This window comes from Bifidobacterium sp. M0399, from assembly GCF_016100595.1.
Classification (GTDB): Bacteria; Actinomycetota; Actinomycetes; order Actinomycetales; family Bifidobacteriaceae; genus Bombiscardovia; species Bombiscardovia polysaccharolytica.
This window is the reverse complement of record NZ_JACFSD010000002.1, coordinates 323,456-344,870: the sequence shown is the minus strand read 5'-3', so window position 1 is coordinate 344,870 and position 21,415 is coordinate 323,456. Positions and strand designations below refer to the sequence as shown.

Genomic DNA, 21,415 nt, shown 5'->3' with positions numbered 1-21,415 from the left:
GTACGGACTTAACTGCTATCAGGCGAAAGTGCCCGGTGAGGTCATGTCGCTGCTGCCAATTCTTGGCGACCAGGTCGATTCCCTGCACTCCAGCGCTGGCGGCAGAGCCACGTGAGAGGGCAGAATGGACTGTCCCTTGGCGTCGACCAGCCGCAGTGCCTCCTGGACAATGCCGTTCAGGGGAGCCTTGACTGCGGTCAAGGTCGGACTGCTGATCAGACAGGCTGGGCTGTCCACGAAGGCAGCCACCTTGACTTGGTCGGGAACCTGGAAGCCCAGTTGGTCACAGGCCATCAGAGCGCCCAGGGCCAGTGAGTCGTCCCCGCAGATGATGGCATCGGGACGGTCGTTTCCCTCAGCGAGCATGGTCATGACGGCATCATGGCCGCGGCGCATGCTGCAGGGGCCAAACTGGATCCAGTCCGGCTGAGGCGTCATCCCTAGGGTGTTGGTCAGAGTGGAGAAGGTCGTGAAGAGCTCAGTGGCCGCACTGGTGTTCAGTTCACGGCTTAGATAGGCCACCGAATGCGCGTTCTGCTCGGCCAGGTGGGCGATGATCAGCCGCATGGAAGCCGCCTGGTCCATGCCGACCCAGCTGGTGTGGTAGGAGAGCGGTCTGCCACCGACCTGGACGATGGGCAGTCCGGACGGCAGGTCGACGGGCATACCGACCGGATCGTCGTCCAGCGAAGGAACGATGATGATTCCTTCGACTTGTCGGGCTGCCATGGATCTGATGGCCGCCTCTCGCTCCTGGTCGCCCCTGACGGATATGACCAGCAGGTAGCGACCCTGTTCTGTCAGTCTCCTGCTGAGCAGATCCAGGATGGACCCGTCTATGCCCGTGGATGTGCCGCACAGGATCAGTCCTATGGTTCTGCTGCGGTCTGATCGGAGGGTGCTGGCAGCAAAATTGGCCGAGTAGTTGAGCTTTTCGGCAGCAGCTCTGACCCTGCGGCTGATGTCGTCGTTCTTGCGTCTATGGCCGGAAAGGACGCGGGACACGGTCGCCGTCGAAACTCCAGCCAGGGCTGCGACGTTGGCAATGGAAGGCTTATTGTCCGCCGTGTGTCCCATCGTTTCCCTCGAAGGCTCTTTCCGTCGATGTCGGCTACAGCTAGCGGCGGGTCACTCGGCCTGGGTCAGCTTAGTGACCAGGGAGTCGGCTACGGACTCGGCTTCGTCGCCCTCGACAGTCACAGTGACCTTGTCGCCCTTAGCGATGCCCAGGCTCATGACCATCAGAATGCTGCCGGCGTCTACGGGATTGCCCTCGCCCTTGGCTATGGTGACCTTGCAACCGCTGGATGCGGCGGCCTGCGAGAATTCCGAAGCGGGCCTGGCATGAATGCCCACCGGGTCGGTGATGACAGTGGAACGTTGCGCTGTTGCCATGGTGATCATCTCTCCTGAATATATGGCCGATCTTGTCGAACCGGCATGCCTAGTGGTGGATACGCTGGATATCCTACCACTGCAGAAGGGAAATTACAGAAAACGATTACCGTTGAAAAACGAATGAATATGTGTATACTGAACATCGTTGCATGAAGAACGTTTCCACTGTCGTTGTTCGGCTCGCCTCAGGGGCGGCTCACGTGCAGTGGGCAGGCACTAAGGAGTGCGACATGGAGATCCAAGGCGTAGGCATTGGCCGCGGCGTTGCCGTTGGCCCGGTTATCCATATGGCGGCCGGACTGGATGTACCCGGCGATGAGGCGAGGCCTGAGAACCTCACGGCGGATGCTGAATTCGGCAGGGTCGAATCCGCTCTGACAGCGGTCAACAAGGACTTGCTTGCGCGCGCCAAGGCCGCCCAAGACGGGCAGGGGGCCAAGGACGCTGCTCCGATTCTGACAGCCTTGGCCCAGATGGCCCAGGACCCGGCTCTGAAGACCTCGATTCGATCTCTGCTTGACGGTGGCAAGACCGCCGAGCGTTCCGTCTATGAGGCCTTTGCCGACTTCGAGGGAAAGCTTCAGGCTATCGGCGGCTACATGGGGGAGCGTGCCAACGATCTGCATGATGTTGGCCAGCGTGTCATCGCCCATCTGCTCGGTGTCCCGGCACCGGGCGTGCCGGAAAGCGACAAGCCATTCGTCCTGGTCGCCCCTGACCTGTCTCCGGCCGACACCTCCAGCTTGGACATGACCAAGGTTCTGGCCATTGTCACCATTGAGGGCGGTCCGACCAGCCATACCGCCATCCTGGCCCGGTCCAGGGGGATCGTCGCCGTCGTGGGCGCTCAGGACGCAGCTGGGCTGTCCGACGGACAAACGGTCATCGTCGATGCTGCTGCCGGCAAGGTGACGGCCGATCCGACCCAGGAACAGATTGAGAAAGCTGAGCAGGCCCGTCGCGAAGCGGATCAGGCCAAGGCTTTGCGGGGCCGCCCAGGCCAGCTCAAGGACGGAACAAGGATTCCCCTCCTGGCCAATGTCGGCAAGCCTGCGGATGCCGATCCTGCCCTGGAGTATGGAGCGGAGGGGGTTGGACTCTTCCGCTCGGAGTTCCTCTTCCTGGGCAACGAGCAGGCGCCCGGCGTCGAGGAGCAGGCCGAGGCTTACCGCGCTCTTCTTGAACGCTTCCCTGGCCGCAAGGTGGTCATCCGCCTGTTGGATGCCGGTGCTGACAAGCCGTTGCCCTTCCTGACGCAGGCCGACGAGCCTAATCCTGCCCTGGGGTTGCGTGGTCTGCGCACGCTCAAGGTCCACAGCCAGGTTCTGGAGGATCAGCTGGAGGCCCTTGCCCGGGCCGATGCCGAGACCAATGCCGACCTATGGGTCATGGCGCCAATGGTCGCCGACGAACACGAGGCTGACTATTTCGTCCGTTTGGGCAAGAGCAAGGGGCTCAAGCGCGTGGGTGTCATGGCCGAAGTTCCTTCGATTGCACTGATGGCCGACAAGGTGGCCAAGGTGGCCGATTTCGTCAGCATCGGCACCAACGATCTGACCCAGTACACGCTGGCCGCCGATCGCACCTTGGGTTCGGTCGCCTCCTACCAGACCGCCTGGCATCCTGCCGTCCTCAGGGCCATCAAGCTCATCGCTGATGCCGGTCAGGCCAATAATATGCCTGTCGGAGTCTGCGGCGAGGCGGCTGCCGATCCTGACCTGGCCGTGGTTTTGGCCGGCATCGGCGTGACCAGCCTGTCCATGACTCCGGTCGCCCTGGATGACGTTCGCGCCGAACTGGCCAAGCACACCATGGATGAAGCCAAGGCGCTCGCCGCCAAGGCTCTGGACGGAGAGTTCTACCATCCCCAGGGTTGGTGAGCAGCCGGCCGGATTTGTGTAAATCCATCGGATCCGGTGCAGTCGATCAAGTCAAACAGCACGAGCAAGGAGCAGACATGACGGATTTCCAAGCCTTCCTTCCCGACACATCCTTCGCCCTGGATGTACCGGCATCTGACTGGCGGGATGCCATCCGCAAGGCGGGCGACAGGCTGGTGGCATCCGGGTTCACCACAGATGCCTACACGGACCAGATGATCGAGACCGTCGAGAAGATGGGTCCCTACATCGTCATCGCCCCCGGTTTGGCTCTGGCTCATTCCCGGCCCAGCGAAGCGGTCCTGGGAACCGGCCTGAGCTGGGTAAGGCTGTCCACACCTGTTGAGTTCGGCAACAAGGCCAATGATCCGGTCTCACTGGTGATTGGTCTGGCCGGGCGGGATGAGCAGGAGCACCTGCAGGTGATGTCCGCCATCGCCGGTGCTCTGACCGACGCGAAGAAGACCGAGCAGCTGGCCAAGGCCGGCACACCTGACGAAGTTCGCGCCATTCTCGAATCGTGAACGAGACCCGCTTTTGCGGATCCCAGCATGGCAAACGCAAGAAGTAGTAGGAACAAACAAGGAACAAAGGAGCAACTCATGGATATTCTCTGTGTATGTGGCAACGGCATCGGCACTTCGGTTCTGCTCAAGGTCAACGTCGAGCAGGTGGCATCGGAGCTGGGCATGGATGTGACTGTGACCACCTCCGACGCGGGCAGCGCCAAGGGCACGGCCAACATGAACGACCTGGTGCTGACTTCGCCTCAGCTGGCGCCCGAGCTGGAGGGGACCACCACTCCGGTCGAGACCGTCCAGAACTTCATGGACAAGGACGAGATCAAGGGCATCCTGGAGCAGTACGCCGACTGATGAGTCCGGCGGACATTCATCATCGCCAGGCCGATGGGATACCCGCTCTTTAACTTGACAACAAGAGAGAAATAGTAAGGACAAACAATGAATGTCTTCCTTGCGGTGCTGAACTTCATCAGCCAGGAGATTCTGAATGTGCCCGCCTATCTGATTGGCATTGTGGCGGCCATCGGTTTGATCGCCCTGAAACGGAGCGCAGGCCAGGTCATTTCGGGCGCCCTCAAGGCGGCCATGGGCTATCTGATTCTGGGTGCCGGCGCCACCGTGGTGACCAACGCCTTGGATCCCTTCGGCAAGCTGGTCTTCAAGGCCACTGGCGCCCACGGGGTCGTCCCCACCAACGAGGTGATCGTGGCCCAGGCCTCCAGCCAGTTCGGTGCAGCCTCCGCCTACATCATCGTGCTCAGCTTCATCGTCATGATCCTGCTGGCACGGTTCACCCCGCTCAAGTACGTCTTCCTGACCGGCCACCATATGGTCTTCATGTCAACCCTGCTGGCCCTGGTTCTTTCGATCGGGTTCGGCAAGGGCAACAACCTGCTCATCGTGCTGATTGGCTCCCTGCTCATGGGCGTGATCATGGTGGCCATGCCCGCTTTCGCCCAGCCGTACATGAACCGGGTGACGGGCAGCGACAAGCTGTCCATCGGCCACTTCAACACCTTGGGCTACGTGGTTTCGGGCGCGGTTGGCAGCGCCGTGGGCAAGAAGTCGCGCTCCACCGAGGATATCGACTTCCCCAAAGGGCTGAGCTTCCTGCGTGATTCCATGGTTTCCACCACCCTGCTCATGGTCGTCCTCTACCTGGTCTTCGCCGTCTGGACCGCCTTTGTGGTGCCGGCCAAGGCCGCCTTCGCCGTCTTCCCCTCCCATCCGGCCAACTGGGGATCCTTCTTCATGGCCGCCTTCGCCCAGGCCCTGCAGTTCGGTATCGGCGTGAGCATCATCCTCTACGGCGTCCGTATCATCCTGGGTGAGCTGGTGCCTGCCTTCCAGGGCATCGCCAACAAGGTAGTCCCCGGCGCCCGTCCCGCTCTGGACATCCCCATCGTCTTCCCATACGGTGCCAATGCATCCCTGATTGGCTTCCTGGCCTCCTTTGCCGGCGGTCTGGTGGCTCTGGTCATCATCGCCGTCTGGCTCGGGCCCGTCTGGGGTCTGGCCCTGATTCTGCCGGGCATGGTGCCCCACTTCTTCGATGGCGGCGGTGCCGGTGTCTTTGGCAACGCGACCGGCGGCCGCATCGGGGCTGTGGTCGGCGGCTTCATCAATGGTCTGCTGATCACCTTCCTACCGGCCATCCTGATGACGGTTCTGGGCAGCTTCGGCCTGTCCAACGCCACCTTCGGCGATGCCGACTTTGCCTGGTACGGCACTGTGGTTGGCAAGCTGTCCCAGCTGGGCATCCCCGTTGGGGCCGTGGTCCTGGTGATTCTGGCAGTGGTGATCTTCGCCCTGGCCTGGGTCTGGCAGGTCAAGGTGGTCAACACCGGATGGTTGCCTGCCGCCAAGCATGCTGAGTTCATCGCCAGCGTCGAGGCTGAAGAGAAGGAGGCCAAGGCTCAGGCTCGTGCAGCCGCCAAGGCCGCTCGTGCACAGGCCAAGGCCGCAAAGGCCGAATAGGCGTGTACAAGCGCCGTATAAGCGCCGGGAGAGAGGTATTGCTGATTCCTTTCTCCTAGTCCGATTTAGAGCCGCCCGGATCGTTTCCATGTGGAAGGATCCGGGCGGCTCTTGCACTTTTTGCGCAGGGTAGTGGAATTTATCGTGCGGGGTGCTGTTTGCGGCCGGTTTCACGGAAGAACTTGACCTCGTCGGCTGGGCGGGCGAGAATCGAATCATGAGGATTATCACTGATTTCGGCACTATTCCCGATCGGTACGCCAAGCGCGCCCCTCAGTCCCTTACCCGCAAGGGACGTCCTGTAGTCTCCTTCCCCTTCCGGCTCGAGGATGTGCCCCAAGGGGCTCGATACCTGCACTGGATGCTGGTGGATCCTGATTCCGTGCCCGTGTGTGGCTTCCCCTGGATTCACTGGTCTCTGGCCAACCTGCCCATCGAGGCTTTGCGTTCCTTGCAACCTGAGGGGACCGGAAGCTCCGTGCTGGCGATTCCTGAGGACTTCTCCAGAAATCTGTCTAATCTGATTCCCGGTGTGCCCCAAGGGCGCACCTCGGCAGCCTCGCCCCTGGTTATGGAGGAGGAGATCGCTGACGATCCCGCCGTGCTTATGCGTTACAACGGCCCCACGCCTCCGGACCGGGTTCATGACTATGTGCTGTCGGTCTGGGCTACACAACAGGCCTTGCCCGGCTTGGAGGAGGGATTCTGGCTCAATGCCCTGGCCCATGCCATCCATTCCGCCCAGCCGGTGGCTGCAGCAGCTCAGGCCTGGCTGCCAGCTGATGCCTGATCTGGTTGGGGCGGTCTAGCACTAGAGTGAGGTCATGCCCCAAGTGCGCAGACAGCCGTCATCCCTGCCTGCTCACGCAGTCGGGTGTAAAGGCATCCCCCGACTTCCGGACTGGTGATGACAGTTGACCACGACCAGACAAAGGAAGACGCTTATATGCCCTGCACCACGCTTCTGATAGGCAAGAATGCCAGTTACGACGGATCCACCATCATCGCACGGGATGAGGATTCGTCCAACGGAGAGTTTCGTCCCAAGCGCTTCGTATTAGTCGCTCCTGACCAGCAGCCGCGGCACTACCACAGTGTGATCAGCCACCTGGAGATAGATCTGCCCGACGATCCCATGCGCTATACCTCGGTGCCCGATGCTTTGCACAATCAGGGGCTCTGGGCTGCCGCAGGCGTCAACAGCGCCAATGTGGCCATGTCAGCCACCGAGACCATTACCACCAACGAACGTGTTCTGGGTGCAGATCCGCTGGTTGAGCCCACTCCTGCCCAGGGCCGTCCCGGGGATAAGGACTATCTGGCCGCAGTGCCCGGAGGCATCGGCGAGGAGGACCTGGTCACCATCGTCCTGCCTTATATCCACTCGGCTCGGGAGGGCGTCCAACGGCTGGGCTCCCTGCTGGAGCGCTACGGCACCTACGAGATGAATGGCATCGCTTTCAGCGACGTGGACGAGATTTGGTGGATGGAAACCGTGGGTGGCCACCACTGGATAGCCAAGCGCGTGCCTGATGATTCCTATGTGACCATGCCCAACCAGCTGGGCATCGACGAGTTCGATTTGGACGACGCCTTCGGAGACCAGACCGACCACCTTTGCTCGGCCGACCTGCGGGAGTTCATCGCTGACAACTACCTGGATCTGTCCGTAGAGTCAGCTTCGCCCTTCAACCCGCGTGATGCCTTTGGATCCCACAGCGACTCGGACCATGTATACAACACGCCTCGGGCCTGGTACATGCAGCGCTTCCTCAACCCCTATGACGAGATCTGGGACGGGCCGGACGCCGATCACACTCCCACCAGCGACAACATCCCCTGGTGCCGTCAGCCTGAGCGGCTGATTACCGTGGAGGATGTCAAATACTTGCTCAGCTCTCACTACCAGGGCACACCCTACGATCCCTATGGGCGGACCGGCGACGAGCACACCAAGGGGCTTTACCGCCCCATCGGTATCAATCGCAACGACCAGCTGTCCCTGATTCAGCTGCGCCCCTACCAGCCTGAATCCTGCCGGGCCATCCAGTGGATTTCATACGGGTCCAACGCCTTCAATGCCCTGGTTCCCTTCTATGCAAATGTGGATCGTACGCCCGATTATCTGGCCAACACTACGGGCCGGGTTTCCACCGACAGCCTCTACTGGTCCGACCGACTGATCGCCGCCTTGTGTGACTCGGCCTTTGCCGGCACTCTGGCGGCAGTCGAACGTTACCAACAGGGCGTTGGCGCTGAGGGTCATCGCATGATTGCCGCCACAGATGAACAGGTGGCCCGCTTGGAAGGTGCCGATAAAGGCACTGACAACCCCGAGGTTCGCCAGGTGCTGGAGGCTGCTAACAAGGACATGGCCGACCTTCTGCGCAAGGAAACCGACGACCTGCTGAGTCAGGTGCTCTACACGGCCAGCATGGGCATGCGCAATGGCTACCATCTGTCCGACAACTGAGCCATCCGATTGACAAGGATCATAAAGGAGGAGAGCCTCATGACGGGCTTCGACGATTACGTCAGGCCATACGGTCTGTTTGACAAGATCGATGCCTTCGGCTACCTGAAGGATCTGCAGGATCATCCGGATATGCCGCGCAAGCATGGCCGGGTGCTGCTTGTTACCGCAGACACCCCGCTCAAGGCTTCGCGAGGGGAGGGCAAGACCACCACCACCATCGCGCTGATCGACGCCCTGCGCGCCCGGGGAGTGGACGCCGCCGCTGTCCTGCGTCAGCCCAGCATGGGCATTACCGCTGCCGGTTCCAAGGGTGGCGCCTCTGGTGGGGGCAAGTCCTCCCTGACCCATCCTGAGCTGGTGGATTGGGGCCTGTGCGGGGAGATGGCGGCCATTGAATCAGCCCAGAACCTGCTGGTCTCTTTTGCAGAGAAGGCTGTGGACGAGGGTCGATTGGACACCGTCCTGGTGCCTAGGGTCAGCGAGGTGCCTTCGCGGTCCCTACGCCAGATCACCGTGGACCGCGGCAAGGGCGATCTGCCCGAACGGACCGTGTTGACGCCCACCTGTGAGCTCATGCAGATCGTAGTGCTCTCCCGGAGCATGGATGAGATCAAACGGCGCGTGGCCGCCATGGTCGCGGGGACCTTGGATGGCCGTCCCGTCACCTTCGGAGAGTTTGTGGACCTGTGGCGTATCACCGGCATTCTGACCGATGCGGTCAAGCCCGCTTTCACCCAGACCCTGGAGGGTTCTCCGGTCTACGTGCATGGGGGGCCATTCGCCAACGTCTCCATCGGCATCCCCAGCCTGGTGTCCGTGGAGATGGCCTGTGCCCGGCATGATGTGGTCGTCGTTGAGGCGGGCTACGGAGCCGATGCCGGCGCCCAGAAGTGGCTGGACATTGCTGCCCGAGAGTATGGGGCCCAGTGGCCGGCCGCCGCCGTGGTCGTCACCCGTGCCACCACCTGGCGGGACGATCCCAAGCTGAGCTGGCGTTATCCCTTCCACGTGCACCGTCTTGAGGGACTGGGCATCCCCACCTTCCCTCTGATCAACCTTTGGGAGGGCGAGGACGACCAGGTGGATTCCCTGCGGGAGACCGCCGACGGCCTGGGCTTCCGCAGGCCTATCGCGGGCAACCTCTTCCGGGACGGTGGCAAGGCCCTGGAGTCTCAGCTGGATGATTTGATCAAGGCCCTGCAGGAACCCGTGAAAGCCCAGATGGATACAGCCAGCCTGCATGATATGTCCGTGCCGGATCGGATTCGGTGGATCGCCCAGAGTGCTTACGGGGTGCCGGCTGATCGGGTTATTGAGCGCGAGGGCTTCCCAGACAGCCTCCAGGCAGCCTCCGACCTGTGCAGCAAGGCTGGCATTTCCCTCGAGGATCTGGTTGTAGTTGCGGTCAAATCGCCGGCTACCATGACCGACGATGACCGGGCCGACCAGGACAAGCGCACAGTCACCCTGAAGAAGGTCGAGGCCCATACGGGTGCTGGCCTCCTGCAGGTGAATCTGACCACTTCCCTGACCACGCCCATGCCCAAGATCGTCTGAGCAGGCTATGCATGGATTCTGCAGACCTGTGACGCGCCGTGTTGCGGCCCTGCTGAAACCGTGTATAGTATCTACTTGGCTCTTGAAAGTGCCCTGCCCCTATAGCTCAGTTGGCTAGAGCAGCTGACTCTTAATCAGCGTGTCCGGGGTTCGAGCCCCCGTGGGGGCACAGAGTCAGAGCCCTACAGCCGCAAAGGCTGCGGGGCTTTTCCTTTATCTACGCCAAGGCCTACAAGTTCCAAAATGTATACTCAATGTATACTCAATGTATACTAAATTGCATCGGATTATTCCGACACTCCCGGAGCACGAAAAAGCCCCGCCGAAGCGGGGCTCGAAGATCGTTCCTTAATCGATGAGTACGTTTCCGCGTCGCCGGCCTGCCTGCTGCTTTCCTTGGCCAATGATCTTAACCCCGGCACACCGTTCCGTGCATGCTGAGCATAAAACCTGCAAGAACAAAAGCCGTTCATTTCTGACTAGTAGAAGGGTATGCGAGCCTTGCGCTGGTAATAGGAATCCTCTGCTGACTGCAAGGGTAGGGGGGGGGGGTTAAGCTGCCGCCTCCATCGTTGCTTGCTTGATTGCGTGGAGGCTGATCGCTTATTTGAGCGATCCCAGCGGCCCCGATCTGAATCCGTATGCGACTTGTTGCCGCGCTCACTTCGCCGGATTTTGCCTGTGCCAGGGGCCCGGGTCTTAGTCAAAGACTCGGAAGATGGTGCCTGAACAATATGATGTTTGAACACGCACGTTTAGACATCATATTGTCATGTTGTTATAATGTTTGCGGAATTCGAGGTTGAAGTTCCGGGGAGGTATTCTCCCACTATCATTCGCTCCGAAGCGGATGGGCTTCATCGTATGCGAGGAGGCAAATTGCTGAACGAGTATTTCCCGGAAGGCACCGTCATGTACAGGGACGGCGTAGCCGGTTGGGAAGAAGCGGTGGACGTGGTCACCGGCCCGCTGGTTGATCTTGGAAGGATCAAACCCTCTTATGTCGATGCCATCAAGGCTTCGATACGCAAACCAGGCGGCACCTATATTGATCTGGGTCAAGGCATTGCCATGGCTCATGCCAGGCCCGAGGCAGGCGTTGTGACCACCTCTCTATCGGTGCTGAAGGTTGGCAGTCCCTTCCTGTTGGCCGATTCTCAGGACCACCCGATCAGCACGCTCTTCTGCCTGGCTGCGCAGGACTCGAACAGCCATCTAAGCCTGATGCAATCGCTGGCGACCTTCCTGAGTGACGCGAAGAATCAGGAACGGCTGGGCAAGGCCGCGAACGTTGAGGAATTGAGGACGATCCTCGAGGAAGAAAGGTAATCAACATGAAGATTCTGACGGTTTGCAGCACTGGACTGGGGTCGAGCTTCATTACCCAGCTCAATATTGACAAGGCGCTGAAAGAGCTTGGCGTGACTGGGGTCGAGACCAACCATAGCGATCTGGGTTCAGTCAACAAGGGCGATGCCGATATTATTTTTGTCGGGCGTGACATCGCTGATGCTGCCAAGGATCTGGGAGACGTAGTCGTTTTGAACAGTCTGATCGACATGAATGAGATCAAAGAAAAGCTTGCCGAGGCCCTGAAGCGCCATGGCATGGATGTTCCTGAAGGGGGGCAGGCGGCATGAACGGGGTATTAAAAGTCCTTTTGGACATTTTCCGACAACCTTCCGTCATCGTCGCGCTGATCTCCCTGCTCGGCCTGACTCTGCAACGCAAGTCTGCCACGGATGTCATGAAGGGGACCATACGCACGTTCGTGGGCTTTCTGGTCCTGGCCGCTGGTGCTGGCGTAGTGACCAACGCATTGACCCCCTTTGGGGATATGTTCCAGCATGCCTTCCATGTCCAGGGCGTTGTTCCCAATAACGAGGCCATAGTCGGCACGGTACTGGTCAAGTACGGATCCGTAGCTGCGCTCATCTTCTTCTTCGGAATGATTGTCAATATCATTCTTTCTGCAACGTCATATTTCAAATATGTTTACCTATCAGGACACGTGGCCTTCTATATGGCCACGATGATAACGGTCATCTTCGTGGCGGCCGGTTTCTCCACTTGGCAGACCCTGCTTTGGGGCTCAATCGCTCAGGGCCTGGTTGTGACCCTCTCGCCCGCGGTCGTGCAGCCTTTCATGAAAAAGGTGACTGGTACCGATGATGTGGCCCTGGGCCACACCGGCGGCTCGGGCATCGCCCTAGGTGGTCTGGTGGCTACGCTCACCCGCAGCAAGAAGCATCCCTCCAAATCAACTGAGGATATCAATTTCCCCAAGAACCTGGGCTTCCTGCGCGATACAACAGTCATTGTGGCTCTGTCCATGGCTGTGATCTATGTCATCGTGGCGCTCTTTGCCGGTCCCGGCTATATCGAGAGCAAGCTCAGCGACGGACAGAACTTCATCGTCTATGTGATCTTGCAGGCCGCTACTTTCTCTGCCGGCGTCTACATCATCCTGGCAGGTGTTCGTGTGGTCCTGGGAGAGATTGTTCCCGCCTTCAAGGGCATCAGCGAGCATCTGGTCAAGAACGCCAAGCCTGCACTGGATGTCCCCGTCACCTTCACCTTCGCTCCTAACGCCGTTCTGATTGGGTTCCTGTCCAGCTTCGTCGGCGGCATCGTAGGCATGGCCATCATGGCTCTGGCCGGAACCACCGTCATCATTCCCGGCGTCGTGGCCCACTTCATGACCGGCGGTGCCACAGGCGTAATCGGCAACGGCGCGGGTGGTCGGCGTGGAGCCATTCTCGGCTCCTTCGTCAACGGCCTGGCCATAACCTTCCTGCCGCTCCTGCTTCTGCCGGTGCTGGGATCTGTAGGCAAGGGCGCCGCCACATACTCGGATGCCGATTTTGGTGTGGCCGGCATCTTCCTGGGCTACCTCAACAAGGCCGGCGGCCAGATTGCGATCATCGCGGGAATCATTGTTGTGCTGATCCTGGTCTATGTGGTCTCCTACTTCATGAACAAGCGCAAGAAGACCATTGCCGCTGCAGCTGACTCGGCTGACAAGGCCAAGGCCGTCGCCTGAATTGAATCCCCTGTCCAATCTGAAGCTGGCAGGGACAGCGATGGAGAGGGGTCATGGGACTAACGGACTTTCAATATCAGTTCCATGACCCATCCGTAGCTGGAGAATATTGCTGCTTGGCTCCTGTGTTGGGCAGAAACGGGCAAGGGCTTTTACAATCATTGAAGGCAGCAGGCCTCCGGTTAACGCAGGTCGCGGGATTTCGATTCATGAGGGCAATGAAATCAGGTGGGTCGGTTTTGCAATGGTAGATGGAATTCCCAAGTATGTGTCCGTGCGAGACCATCTGCGCGGAAGCATCAAACGGATGAAGGATGGGGCGCAGCTGCCCACGGAGTCCGAACTTTGCACACGCTACAATGTCAGTCGGATTACGGTTCGTCATGCCATAGAAGATTTGATTCGTGAAGGGTTGATCGTTCGCAGTCAGGGCAAGGGTACCTTCAAGTTGAAGTCGCCCTCGTCCTCTCGTGAGGTGATCAACGGCCACATCAGGGGATTCTGGCGCCAGCAGCGTGACCTAGGCAGAACGGTCAAGACCCGGGTGCTTGGCAACAGGATTGTCAAGAATGCCGATTTTGCGTCCAAGTTGGGTATCGATGCTGAGGCAGACCTGATCGAACTGGAACGACTGCGTTATGTCGATGGCAATCTGCATCAATATGTCTGCACCTACCTGTCAGCTGTCCAGTTTCCGGAAATACTTGAGCATGATTTCTCCGATGGCTCCCTCTATAGCTTCATCGAGGAACAATACGACGTCAGGCTCGCCAGAAACGAGGTTGTGGTCCGCATCGAGAATGTCGATTCACGGATCGCCGGATACTTTCATGTGGACAGGGGTCGGCCTGTGCTGGCCATGGACTCCACCGTCTTTGACGGATTCGGTTCGGTGGTGGCATTCGGCGTAGCTCTTCAACCGCCTGCATATTCCGAAATAGAGTTCGTCATCAACAGCATGCCGGACTCCAGATGATGCTCCGCGCTCAGAGAGGTCGTCAACGGTTAGTGGCCATTACTTCGAATGCGTCTGCTGCGTTTCGGCAATTTCGCCCCTGCTTCTGCTGCCAGGCTGCTTCTGAATAGCCTCATTTGCTTGTGCGTCAGGCTTGAATGGTTCGTCCTGCAGTGGATAGTATTGAACATATATGCCCGATTCCTCGTAATGAGTGCATCGGAGATGGGAAGGCAGGTACGACCATGGGGCGTCTTCAAGGCAGGAAAGAGCGCGAGTCGTTTGTGCTCGAGCATGCCAGCATCGCGACCGGTGATGAAAAAGGCACGGTCCAGAAGGATATGTCTGTTCTGGTGTCCGCGGACGGCCGGATAGAGCAGGTCTGCCCGACCCCGCTGGCCTACGTGCCCTCCGGATATCACCGAATCAACGCTACGGGTAAGTTTGTGGCACCTGGACTCATCAATGCCCATACCCATCTTTTTGCCGACGGCAAGCCCTTGTCTGGCGGTACTGACCTGTCGCCGCGTGTGGTCGATGCCGGTTTGAAGGTAATGCACAGTCCTGCAGGCAAAGTCATTATGGATGCCAGGATCAAGGGCAACGTTTCCACGCTGTTGAACTCGGGAGTAACGACCATTCGTACCTTGGGTGATGTGGGCTATGAGGCGGTTCGTCTGCGCGACAAGATCGATGCCGACGAGCTGACAGGCCCGCGCATGCTGGCTGCTGGCCCTCTTCTGGCGATTCCCGGAGGGCATGGCGATCCCTTCATCGCCCTGTCCTGCTCCTCTCCAGAAGAGGCCAGGCGTCGGACCAGGGAGAACCTGGACCATGGGGTCAATGCCATCAAGGTGGCTGCGACCGGCGGCGTCACTGATGCCACCAAGCTTGGCGAGGCCGGCAGCCCGCAGATGACCGAGGAGGAGATGGCCGCCGTCTGCGATGAGGCCCATGAGTTTGGTGTGCTGGTCGCAGCGCATGCCCAGAGCCCTGAGGGTGTCAAGGCCGCTCTCAAGGCAGGCGTGGATACCATTGAGCATGGCAGCGCTCTGGACGACGAGATGATTGGGCTCTTCCTTGACAATCCGCGCTCGCTTCGAGGTTTTTCTGCCTTGGATCCCACCCTGTCCGCCGGACTGCCTCTGGTCAAGATCAGTCAGCAGGAGCTGGGGATTAGCGATATAGTTCGCGGCAATTCTGAGCTGGTCGTTGACGGCATGGTCAAGAGCGCCAAGCAGGCTCATGAGAACGGCATTGCCGTCGGAGTCGGCACCGACACAGGCATGACCTTCGTGCCCCAGTACGGTACTTGGCGAGAACTCGATTATCTGGTGCGGTACGCGGACTTCACCCCGGCGCAGGCCTTCCACGCCGCCACTCAGGTCAATGCACGAAACCTGGGCTTCGACAGTGTCACCGGTTCGGTCGACACGGGCAAGGATGCAGATCTGATCGTCCTTGACGAGGACCCTGCCAAGAATGTGCGGACCCTGGCCAATCCCAAGCTGGTCATCGCTCGCGGCAAGCCGGTATGGCGGCCTGAGGTCAAGCACTTCGAGGAGATCGATCGCCTGCTCGACAGCTTCTGATCATTTGCTGCAGGGCCATTCAGAAGCGTGCAAGAGGCGTGCAATAGTTTGACCGGGTGGTATGCAAGCATGTCGGTATGCACAAGGGAGAACCGAGAGTGGACCAGGCCGACCAGGCTAAGGTCGTAGGAAGGTTGGCGCCTTCGCCGACTGGGCGAATGCATCTGGGCAATATCTATGCATGTCTGGCGGCCTGGCTGGGTGTCAGGTCGCAAGGGTCTTGCGGGGTTCTGCGGCTTCGCATTGAAGACATAGATACGCCGCGTGTGGTCAAGGACGCCGATCGCTGGATCATGGACGACCTGGCATGGTTGGGATTGGATTGGGATGGCGAGGTGGTCTACCAGTCCCAGCGCGCTGATGCTTACAGCCAGGCATTGAAGTTGTTGGAATCGCAGCAATTAGTTGGCGGGCAGCCCCTGATTTACCCCTGCTTCTGCTCCCGTGCCGACATCCGCGCGGCATCGGCGCCGAATGAAGGCGACGGGTTCATCGTCTATCCGGGCACCTGCCGAGGACTTTCCCCTCAGGCGGTCAGTGAAAGGCTGGCTCGGGCGCAGAGGCACAGCCTTCGGATCGCAGTCCCTGATCAGCCCTACGAGTCGGATGCCACCTGTCGCTTCGACGATCTGATTTTTGGCCCGCAGTCCTTCAATTTGCCTAGGCAGGTCGGTGATGTGGTTGTTCAACGCTCGGATGGTTTGGTTTCCTACCAGCTGGCAGTGACGGTGGACGATCTGGCCATGGGTGTCAATCAGATTGTGCGAGGAAGGGACCTGCTGAGGTCCACGGCCATTCAGATGTGGATCCGGAATCATCTTCAGCAGCAGGCTCCTGATGTTCAGTATGCGCATCTGCCTCTGATTGACGGCGTGGACGGCAGAAGGATGTCCAAGCGTTTCGGATCGCCAGACCTGGGCTCGCTCAGAAGAGACGGCTGGACGGCAAGGCAGGTGCTTGGGGTCTGTGGATGGCTCCTAGGACTCTTGGATCGACCCAGACCCGTGAGTGTGCAGGAGCTGCTGGATGGTTTCACGTGGAACATGTTGGCTGCTGACCGCAAGGACAGAAAGCTGGATCTGAGCAAGCTGAACGTTTCCGGAGCAAAGCCGGATCTTTGAGTTCTCCAGTCCTGAGCCGCGCCGATCATTTACGGCATATGCTTACCTGCCGGCTTTCGGGCTTGCGGGAATTATTGTTTAGTGACTGCTGAATAGCGATATTCGTGACCGTGCAACGTGACTCATAGATCCTGGTTCATCAGTCTTGCCGCTTGGTGCTCGGGATCGGAGCGAATTCCGGTATGAGCCACTGGTTACCATGGCCTCAGTCAAGGCTTCCGGATTTAAGGAGGTAGCGGGTCATGGTCGCCTATATGGACCACAAGGATCTGGGCAATCGGCAGATCAGCAGGGAACGAGCTGGGCAGATCGCGGATGGGGTCAGGCGTGTAGCTGAAAGAATCGCCAAAGCGGAGGACTCCGCCGGTCGAGAAGAAGGCTCGGTGACTCTGCTGGCGGCCACCAAGACCCGCGACGTGGGCGAGATCATGGCAGCAATCGATGCCGGGGTGCGTCGGATTGGCGAGAACCGTCCTCAGGAAGTCACCGCCAAGGCCCAGGAATTGCTGGAACTTTGTCGGGACAGGGGGTTGTCCCTCGGCACAGACATTGCAAACAGTGATTCATCAAGTGCCAGCGTTGGCTTCCACCTTATTGGGCAGCTCCAATCCAACAAGATCAATAAGATCCTGCCATATGTCGACACGGTCGAGTCGGTCGACGGGCCCTCGCTGGCTCGGAAGCTGGCCACGCGGGCACTGGCTGCAGGCAGAACTGTGGGTATACTCCTGGAGGTCAACGAGTCCGGCGAACAGGCCAAGTCGGGATGCGCTCCCGACCAGGCCCTGGATCTGGCTTATGAACTGGCTGCCATGGAGGGGATTCAGCTTAAGGGTCTGATGACCGTCGGCGCACATGTGGATGATGAGGCCATCATCAGGAGAGGATTCGCTCACCTGCGCGGTCTGCGCGATCGCATCAGGGATTCGGGGGAGCCAGGCACTGACACCTGCACCATGCTGTCCATGGGAATGACCGGAGACATGGAGTATGCCGTGGCTGAGGGGTCGACCGAGGTCCGTGTAGGCACAGCCATCTTCGGCCCGAGGGCTTTTATCTGACCAGCCACTGCCTGTTTCGGAACCCGATTCTGTTAAGAGGCTCGGACTGGGGCTAGACTGTGCCCTATGAGAATCGCGCGTTTTTCCTACAAGGACACCCCACGATACGCTTTTGTCCAAACTGACAAGCAGGACGGCAAGGACTATCTGGTCGAGTTGAGCGGCTACCCCCTGACCGGCCAGCAGGTCGAGCCCACCGGTCAGCGCTACCCTCTGGACGACGAGGATGTGCGGCTGCTGGCCCCGGTCATCCCCTCCAAGATCTACGGAGCGGCCAAGAACTACCGCGCCCATGCCGCCTACATGGCCGAACATGGCCAGTCCTCGAATCCGGAGCCTCCGGAGAATCTCATGCTCTTCATGAAGCCCTCCACCTCGGTCATCGGCCCTGACGACCCCATCGTCAAGCCCTCTTACAGCAAGGACATGAACTATGAGCCTGAGGTTGCCGTCGTCATGGGCAGGATGGCGCGGAAGGTGAGCGTCAACGAGGCTATGGACTATGTGCTGGGCTACACCTGTGTCAATGACGTAACCCTGCGTGACCTGCAGAAGAACGATCCTATGTGGACCCGTTGCAAGGGTTTTGATACCGCCTGTCCCCTCGGGCCGTGGATCGAGACCGACCTGGACTATCGTGATGCGAAGATTTCCTTCAAACTCAACGGGGAAGAGGTGCCTGAGGCCAGCGGCACCACCGCTAACCTGATCCACTCCATTCCTGAGCAGATCGCCTTCATCTCCAGCTTCGCCACCCTGCTGCCCGGCGATGTCATCATGACCGGCACGCCGCACGCCACAGGTTCCCTGAAAAACCGAGACGAGGCCACGGTTCAGGTTGAGGGAATCGGATACCTGCGCAATGTGGTCATCGACGAGTAGCGAATAGCAGGAAAACAAGCGATATAAAAACTTGAGTCATTTAGGCTCAAGTTTGGGAATAGGCATCCTCCTTTCGCTGTTGTAGAAGGCAGATGAACCCGTGACGGGGTCTGGTCGAATGATTCGGCTGGCCCCGCCGAAGAATGTTGGAGGATGCTCTATGAACGAAAACTTCACCACCATGGCTCAGCAGGCCATAGGCGATGCGATCCAGTCGGCCTCGGCGGCCGGCAATCCCCAGGTGGATGTGCTCCATCTGTTGGACTCCCTGCTGCGTCAGCAGTCCGGAGTGGTGCCTGGACTGATTCAAGCCGCTGGTGGTGACAGCCAACGGGTCGGAGCCGAGGTCCGTCAGGCCCTGGTGGCTCTGCCGTCGGCCAGCGGATCCACGGCATCGCAGCCCGATGCCAGCCGCCAGCTCAGCATGGCCTTGGCTCAGGCAGAGAAGGAAATGCAGGCCATGGGGGACGAATACGTGTCCACCGAGCATTTGCTTATCGCAATCGCCCAGGGTCCCTCGCAGGCCGCCGATATTCTGAACCGGAACGGTCTGCAGGCCGATACCCTGCGTAAGGCCGTGCCCCAGGTGCGCGGCGGTGCCAAGGTGACCAGCCCGGATGCCGAGGGCACTTACAAGGCCCTGGAGAAGTACTCCACCGATCTGACCGCCCAGGCCAAGGAGGGCAAGCTGGACCCGGTCATCGGCAGGGATCAGGAGATTCGTCGTGTCATGCAGATCCTGTCCCGGCGGACCAAGAACAATCCTGTCCTTATCGGTGAGCCCGGTGTGGGCAAGACAGCCGTGGTCGAGGGTCTGGCCGAACGCATCGTGGCCGGTGATGTGCCCACAACTTTGCAAGGCAAGAGGCTGATTTCCCTGGACCTGAGCTCCATGGTGGCTGGCAGCAAGTACCGTGGCGAATTCGAGGAACGACTCAAGGCTGTTCTCAACGAGATCAAGAGCGCCAACGGTCAGGTCATCACCTTTATTGATGAGATCCATACCATTGTCGGTGCTGGTGCTGCCGAAGGATCCATGGACGCAGGCAACATGCTCAAGCCCATGCTGGCCAGGGGAGAACTGCGCTTGATCGGCGCCACCACCCTGGATGAGTACCGTGAGAACATCGAGAAGGACCCGGCTCTGGAGCGCCGCTTCCAGCAGGTCTTCGTGGGCGAGCCCTCCGTGGAGGATACCGTGGCCATCCTGCGTGGTCTCAAGCAGCGTTACGAGGCTCACCACAAGGTGACCATCGGGGATGATGCCCTGGTGGCGGCAGCTACGTTGTCCAACCGGTATATCTCGGGTCGTCAGCTGCCAGACAAGGCCATCGACCTGGTTGACGAGGCCGCTGCCCACCTGAGGATGGAGCTGGATTCCCAGCCTGAGGAAATCGACGAGCTTCAACGTCGCGTCACCCGTCTGGAGATGGAGGAGATGCAGCTGAAGAAGGCCGATGACCCAGCCTCCAAGGACCGTCTGAGCAAGCTGCAGGCCGAGCTGGCGGACTCTCGCGAGAAGTTGGGTGGCCTCAAGGCTCGTTGGGAGAACGAGAAGGCCGGCCACAACAAGGTCGGTGATCTGCGTGCCCAGCTGGATGCCAAGCGGGTCGAGGCTGACAAGGCCACACGCGAGGGCGACCTGGAGAAGGCTTCCCGCATCCTCTACGGGGAGATCCCCGGCATTCGTAAGCAGCTGGCCCAGGCGGAGAACGCGGCCGAGCAGGCCAAGAACGCCGCCAATGACGCGGGTCCCGATGGGGCTGACATCGCCGGAGGTCCGGCCCAGGAGCCCATGGTTCCTGACCATGTTGATGCGGATTCCGTAGCGGAGATCGTTTCGGACTGGACCGGTATCCCTGTGGGACGGCTCATGGAGGGCGAAAATGAGAAGCTTCTGCATATGGAGGACTACCTGGGCAAGCGGGTTGTCGGCCAGCAGGAGGCCATCCACGCGGTATCCGACGCGGTTCGGCGCTCGCGTGCCGGCATTGCCGATCCCGATCGGCCTACAGGATCCTTCATGTTCCTGGGTCCCACCGGCGTGGGCAAGACGGAGCTGGCCAAGGCTTTGGCTGACTTCCTCTTTGACGACGAGAAGGCCATGGTCCGCATCGACATGTCAGAGTACATGGAGAAGGCCTCGGTCTCCCGGCTGATTGGTGCTGCTCCCGGCTACGTGGGCTATGAGGAGGGTGGCCAGCTGACCGAAGCCGTCCGTAGGCGGCCCTACTCGGTGGTCCTCTTCGACGAGGTGGAGAAGGCCAACCCTGAGGTCTTCGACCTGCTGCTGCAGGTTTTGGATGACGGTCGGCTGACCGATGGCCAGGGCAGGACGGTGGATTTCAAGAACACCATTCTGATCATGACCTCCAACCTGGGCTCGCAGTTCCTGGTCCGGGACGACCTGGATGAGGAGGGCAAGCGCAAGGCCGTTATGGACGCGGTGCATGCCAACTTCAAGCCCGAGTTCATCAACCGGTTGGACGATCTGGTCATCTTCCACCCGCTGACCCGCGACGAGCTGGGTTCCATTGTGGACATCCAGGTCAAGCAGGTGGCCCAGCGGCTGACCGACCGGCGCATCACCCTTGACGTCACCGACTCCGCTAGGGAGTGGTTGGCCAACATGGGCTATGATCCGGCCTTCGGCGCTCGGCCCTTGCGTCGGCTGGTCCAGACCGAGGTGGGCGATCAGCTGGCCAGGATGCTGCTGGCTGGCAAGGTTCACGACGGCGACACGGTCCTGGTGGATCAGACCGGCGGCGACCACCTGGAGCTGACCGCTTGGCCCACTGAGAATCTGGTCGATGATTCGGTCACGGTCAACGACGTGACAGCTGATGGCGATGCCGATGCTGATGCTGGCGATGACGGACGCGACGGTGGTCGTGGCCGTCATGCCGCTCGTGGCGACGATCAGGGTCAGGTCCAGTCTCACTGAGATCA

At 59.9% G+C, this 21,415-nt stretch carries 18 protein-coding genes and 1 tRNA gene; 17 read left to right on the top strand and 2 right to left on the bottom strand.

Features of this window, described 5'->3' with window-relative positions; all coding sequences use genetic code 11:
- Window positions 1-18: 18 nt before the first annotated feature.
- Together H3V09_RS06065 and H3V09_RS06060 are read right to left on the bottom strand one after the other, a co-directional pair.
- Window positions 19-1,077, bottom strand: coding sequence for a LacI family DNA-binding transcriptional regulator (locus tag H3V09_RS06065; protein WP_121912907.1), 1,059 nt, complete (start codon window positions 1,075-1,077; stop codon window positions 19-21).
- A 51-nt stretch (window positions 1,078-1,128) separates the two neighbouring features.
- The gene (locus H3V09_RS06060; protein WP_121912993.1) at window positions 1,129-1,395 is read right to left on the bottom strand and encodes an HPr family phosphocarrier protein; all 267 of its coding nucleotides are present in this window, start codon (window positions 1,393-1,395) and stop codon (window positions 1,129-1,131) included.
- Between the two features lie 233 nt (window positions 1,396-1,628).
- Here H3V09_RS06060 and ptsP point away from each other — a divergent pair, with 233 nt between their 5' ends.
- The 17 genes from ptsP to clpB all read left to right on the top strand — a co-directional run bounded on the left by ptsP (window position 1,629) and on the right by clpB (window position 21,410).
- Complete coding sequence (gene ptsP / locus H3V09_RS06055) at window positions 1,629-3,278, top strand: phosphoenolpyruvate--protein phosphotransferase (RefSeq protein WP_121912908.1); 1,650 nt, start codon at window positions 1,629-1,631, stop codon at window positions 3,276-3,278.
- 77 nt (window positions 3,279-3,355) lie between these two features.
- Complete coding sequence (locus H3V09_RS06050) at window positions 3,356-3,802, top strand: PTS sugar transporter subunit IIA (RefSeq protein ID WP_046323446.1); 447 nt, start codon at window positions 3,356-3,358, stop codon at window positions 3,800-3,802.
- Between the two features lie 78 nt (window positions 3,803-3,880).
- On the top strand, window positions 3,881-4,153 hold the full coding sequence (locus H3V09_RS06045) for a PTS sugar transporter subunit IIB (RefSeq protein WP_024626949.1): 273 nt from the start codon (window positions 3,881-3,883) through the stop codon (window positions 4,151-4,153).
- 87 nt (window positions 4,154-4,240) lie between these two features.
- Complete coding sequence (locus tag H3V09_RS06040) at window positions 4,241-5,779, top strand: PTS ascorbate transporter subunit IIC (RefSeq protein ID WP_121912909.1); 1,539 nt, start codon at window positions 4,241-4,243, stop codon at window positions 5,777-5,779.
- Window positions 5,780-5,996: 217 nt separating this feature from the next.
- Entirely contained in the window at window positions 5,997-6,569 is a 573-nt protein-coding gene (locus tag H3V09_RS06035; protein WP_198191267.1) for a YbhB/YbcL family Raf kinase inhibitor-like protein, read from the top strand.
- A 156-nt stretch (window positions 6,570-6,725) separates the two neighbouring features.
- Complete coding sequence (locus H3V09_RS06030) at window positions 6,726-8,252, top strand: C69 family dipeptidase (protein WP_198191268.1); 1,527 nt, start codon at window positions 6,726-6,728, stop codon at window positions 8,250-8,252.
- Window positions 8,253-8,291: 39 nt separating this feature from the next.
- Entirely contained in the window at window positions 8,292-9,812 is a 1,521-nt protein-coding gene (locus tag H3V09_RS06025; RefSeq protein ID WP_198191269.1) for a formate--tetrahydrofolate ligase, read from the top strand.
- Window positions 9,813-9,907: 95 nt separating this feature from the next.
- Window positions 9,908-9,981 (top strand) — tRNA-Lys (locus tag H3V09_RS06020).
- Window positions 9,982-10,691: 710 nt separating this feature from the next.
- Complete coding sequence (locus H3V09_RS06015; RefSeq protein WP_232339451.1) at window positions 10,692-11,141, top strand: PTS sugar transporter subunit IIA; 450 nt, start codon at window positions 10,692-10,694, stop codon at window positions 11,139-11,141.
- Window positions 11,142-11,146: 5 nt separating this feature from the next.
- Entirely contained in the window at window positions 11,147-11,452 is a 306-nt protein-coding gene (locus H3V09_RS06010; protein ID WP_046323441.1) for a PTS sugar transporter subunit IIB, read from the top strand.
- The gene (locus H3V09_RS06005; protein ID WP_198191270.1) at window positions 11,449-12,855 is read left to right on the top strand and encodes a PTS ascorbate transporter subunit IIC; all 1,407 of its coding nucleotides are present in this window, start codon (window positions 11,449-11,451) and stop codon (window positions 12,853-12,855) included. The genes H3V09_RS06010 and H3V09_RS06005 overlap by 4 nt, the downstream gene beginning before the upstream one ends.
- A 244-nt stretch (window positions 12,856-13,099) precedes the next feature.
- Window positions 13,100-13,831 (top strand): GntR family transcriptional regulator, encoded by a 732-nt coding sequence (locus tag H3V09_RS06000; protein ID WP_121912914.1) that lies wholly within the window; start codon window positions 13,100-13,102, stop codon window positions 13,829-13,831.
- Window positions 13,832-14,055: 224 nt separating this feature from the next.
- On the top strand, window positions 14,056-15,402 hold the full coding sequence (locus H3V09_RS05995) for a metal-dependent hydrolase family protein (protein ID WP_198191271.1): 1,347 nt from the start codon (window positions 14,056-14,058) through the stop codon (window positions 15,400-15,402).
- A 77-nt stretch (window positions 15,403-15,479) separates the two neighbouring features.
- Window positions 15,480-16,523, top strand: coding sequence for a tRNA glutamyl-Q(34) synthetase GluQRS (gene gluQRS, locus H3V09_RS05990; protein WP_198191272.1), 1,044 nt, complete (start codon window positions 15,480-15,482; stop codon window positions 16,521-16,523).
- Window positions 16,524-16,765: 242 nt separating this feature from the next.
- Window positions 16,766-17,584, top strand: a complete 819-nt coding sequence (locus H3V09_RS05985; protein ID WP_198191273.1) for a YggS family pyridoxal phosphate-dependent enzyme — start codon at window positions 16,766-16,768, stop codon at window positions 17,582-17,584.
- A 66-nt stretch (window positions 17,585-17,650) separates the two neighbouring features.
- Window positions 17,651-18,466 carry a fumarylacetoacetate hydrolase family protein gene (locus H3V09_RS05980; RefSeq protein WP_121912918.1) on the top strand — a complete coding sequence of 272 codons (816 nt, stop codon included), beginning with the start codon at window positions 17,651-17,653 and terminating at the stop codon, window positions 18,464-18,466.
- 160 nt (window positions 18,467-18,626) lie between these two features.
- Window positions 18,627-21,410 (top strand): ATP-dependent chaperone ClpB, encoded by a 2,784-nt coding sequence (gene clpB / locus H3V09_RS05975; protein ID WP_198191274.1) that lies wholly within the window; start codon window positions 18,627-18,629, stop codon window positions 21,408-21,410.
- Window positions 21,411-21,415 lie beyond the last annotated feature (5 nt).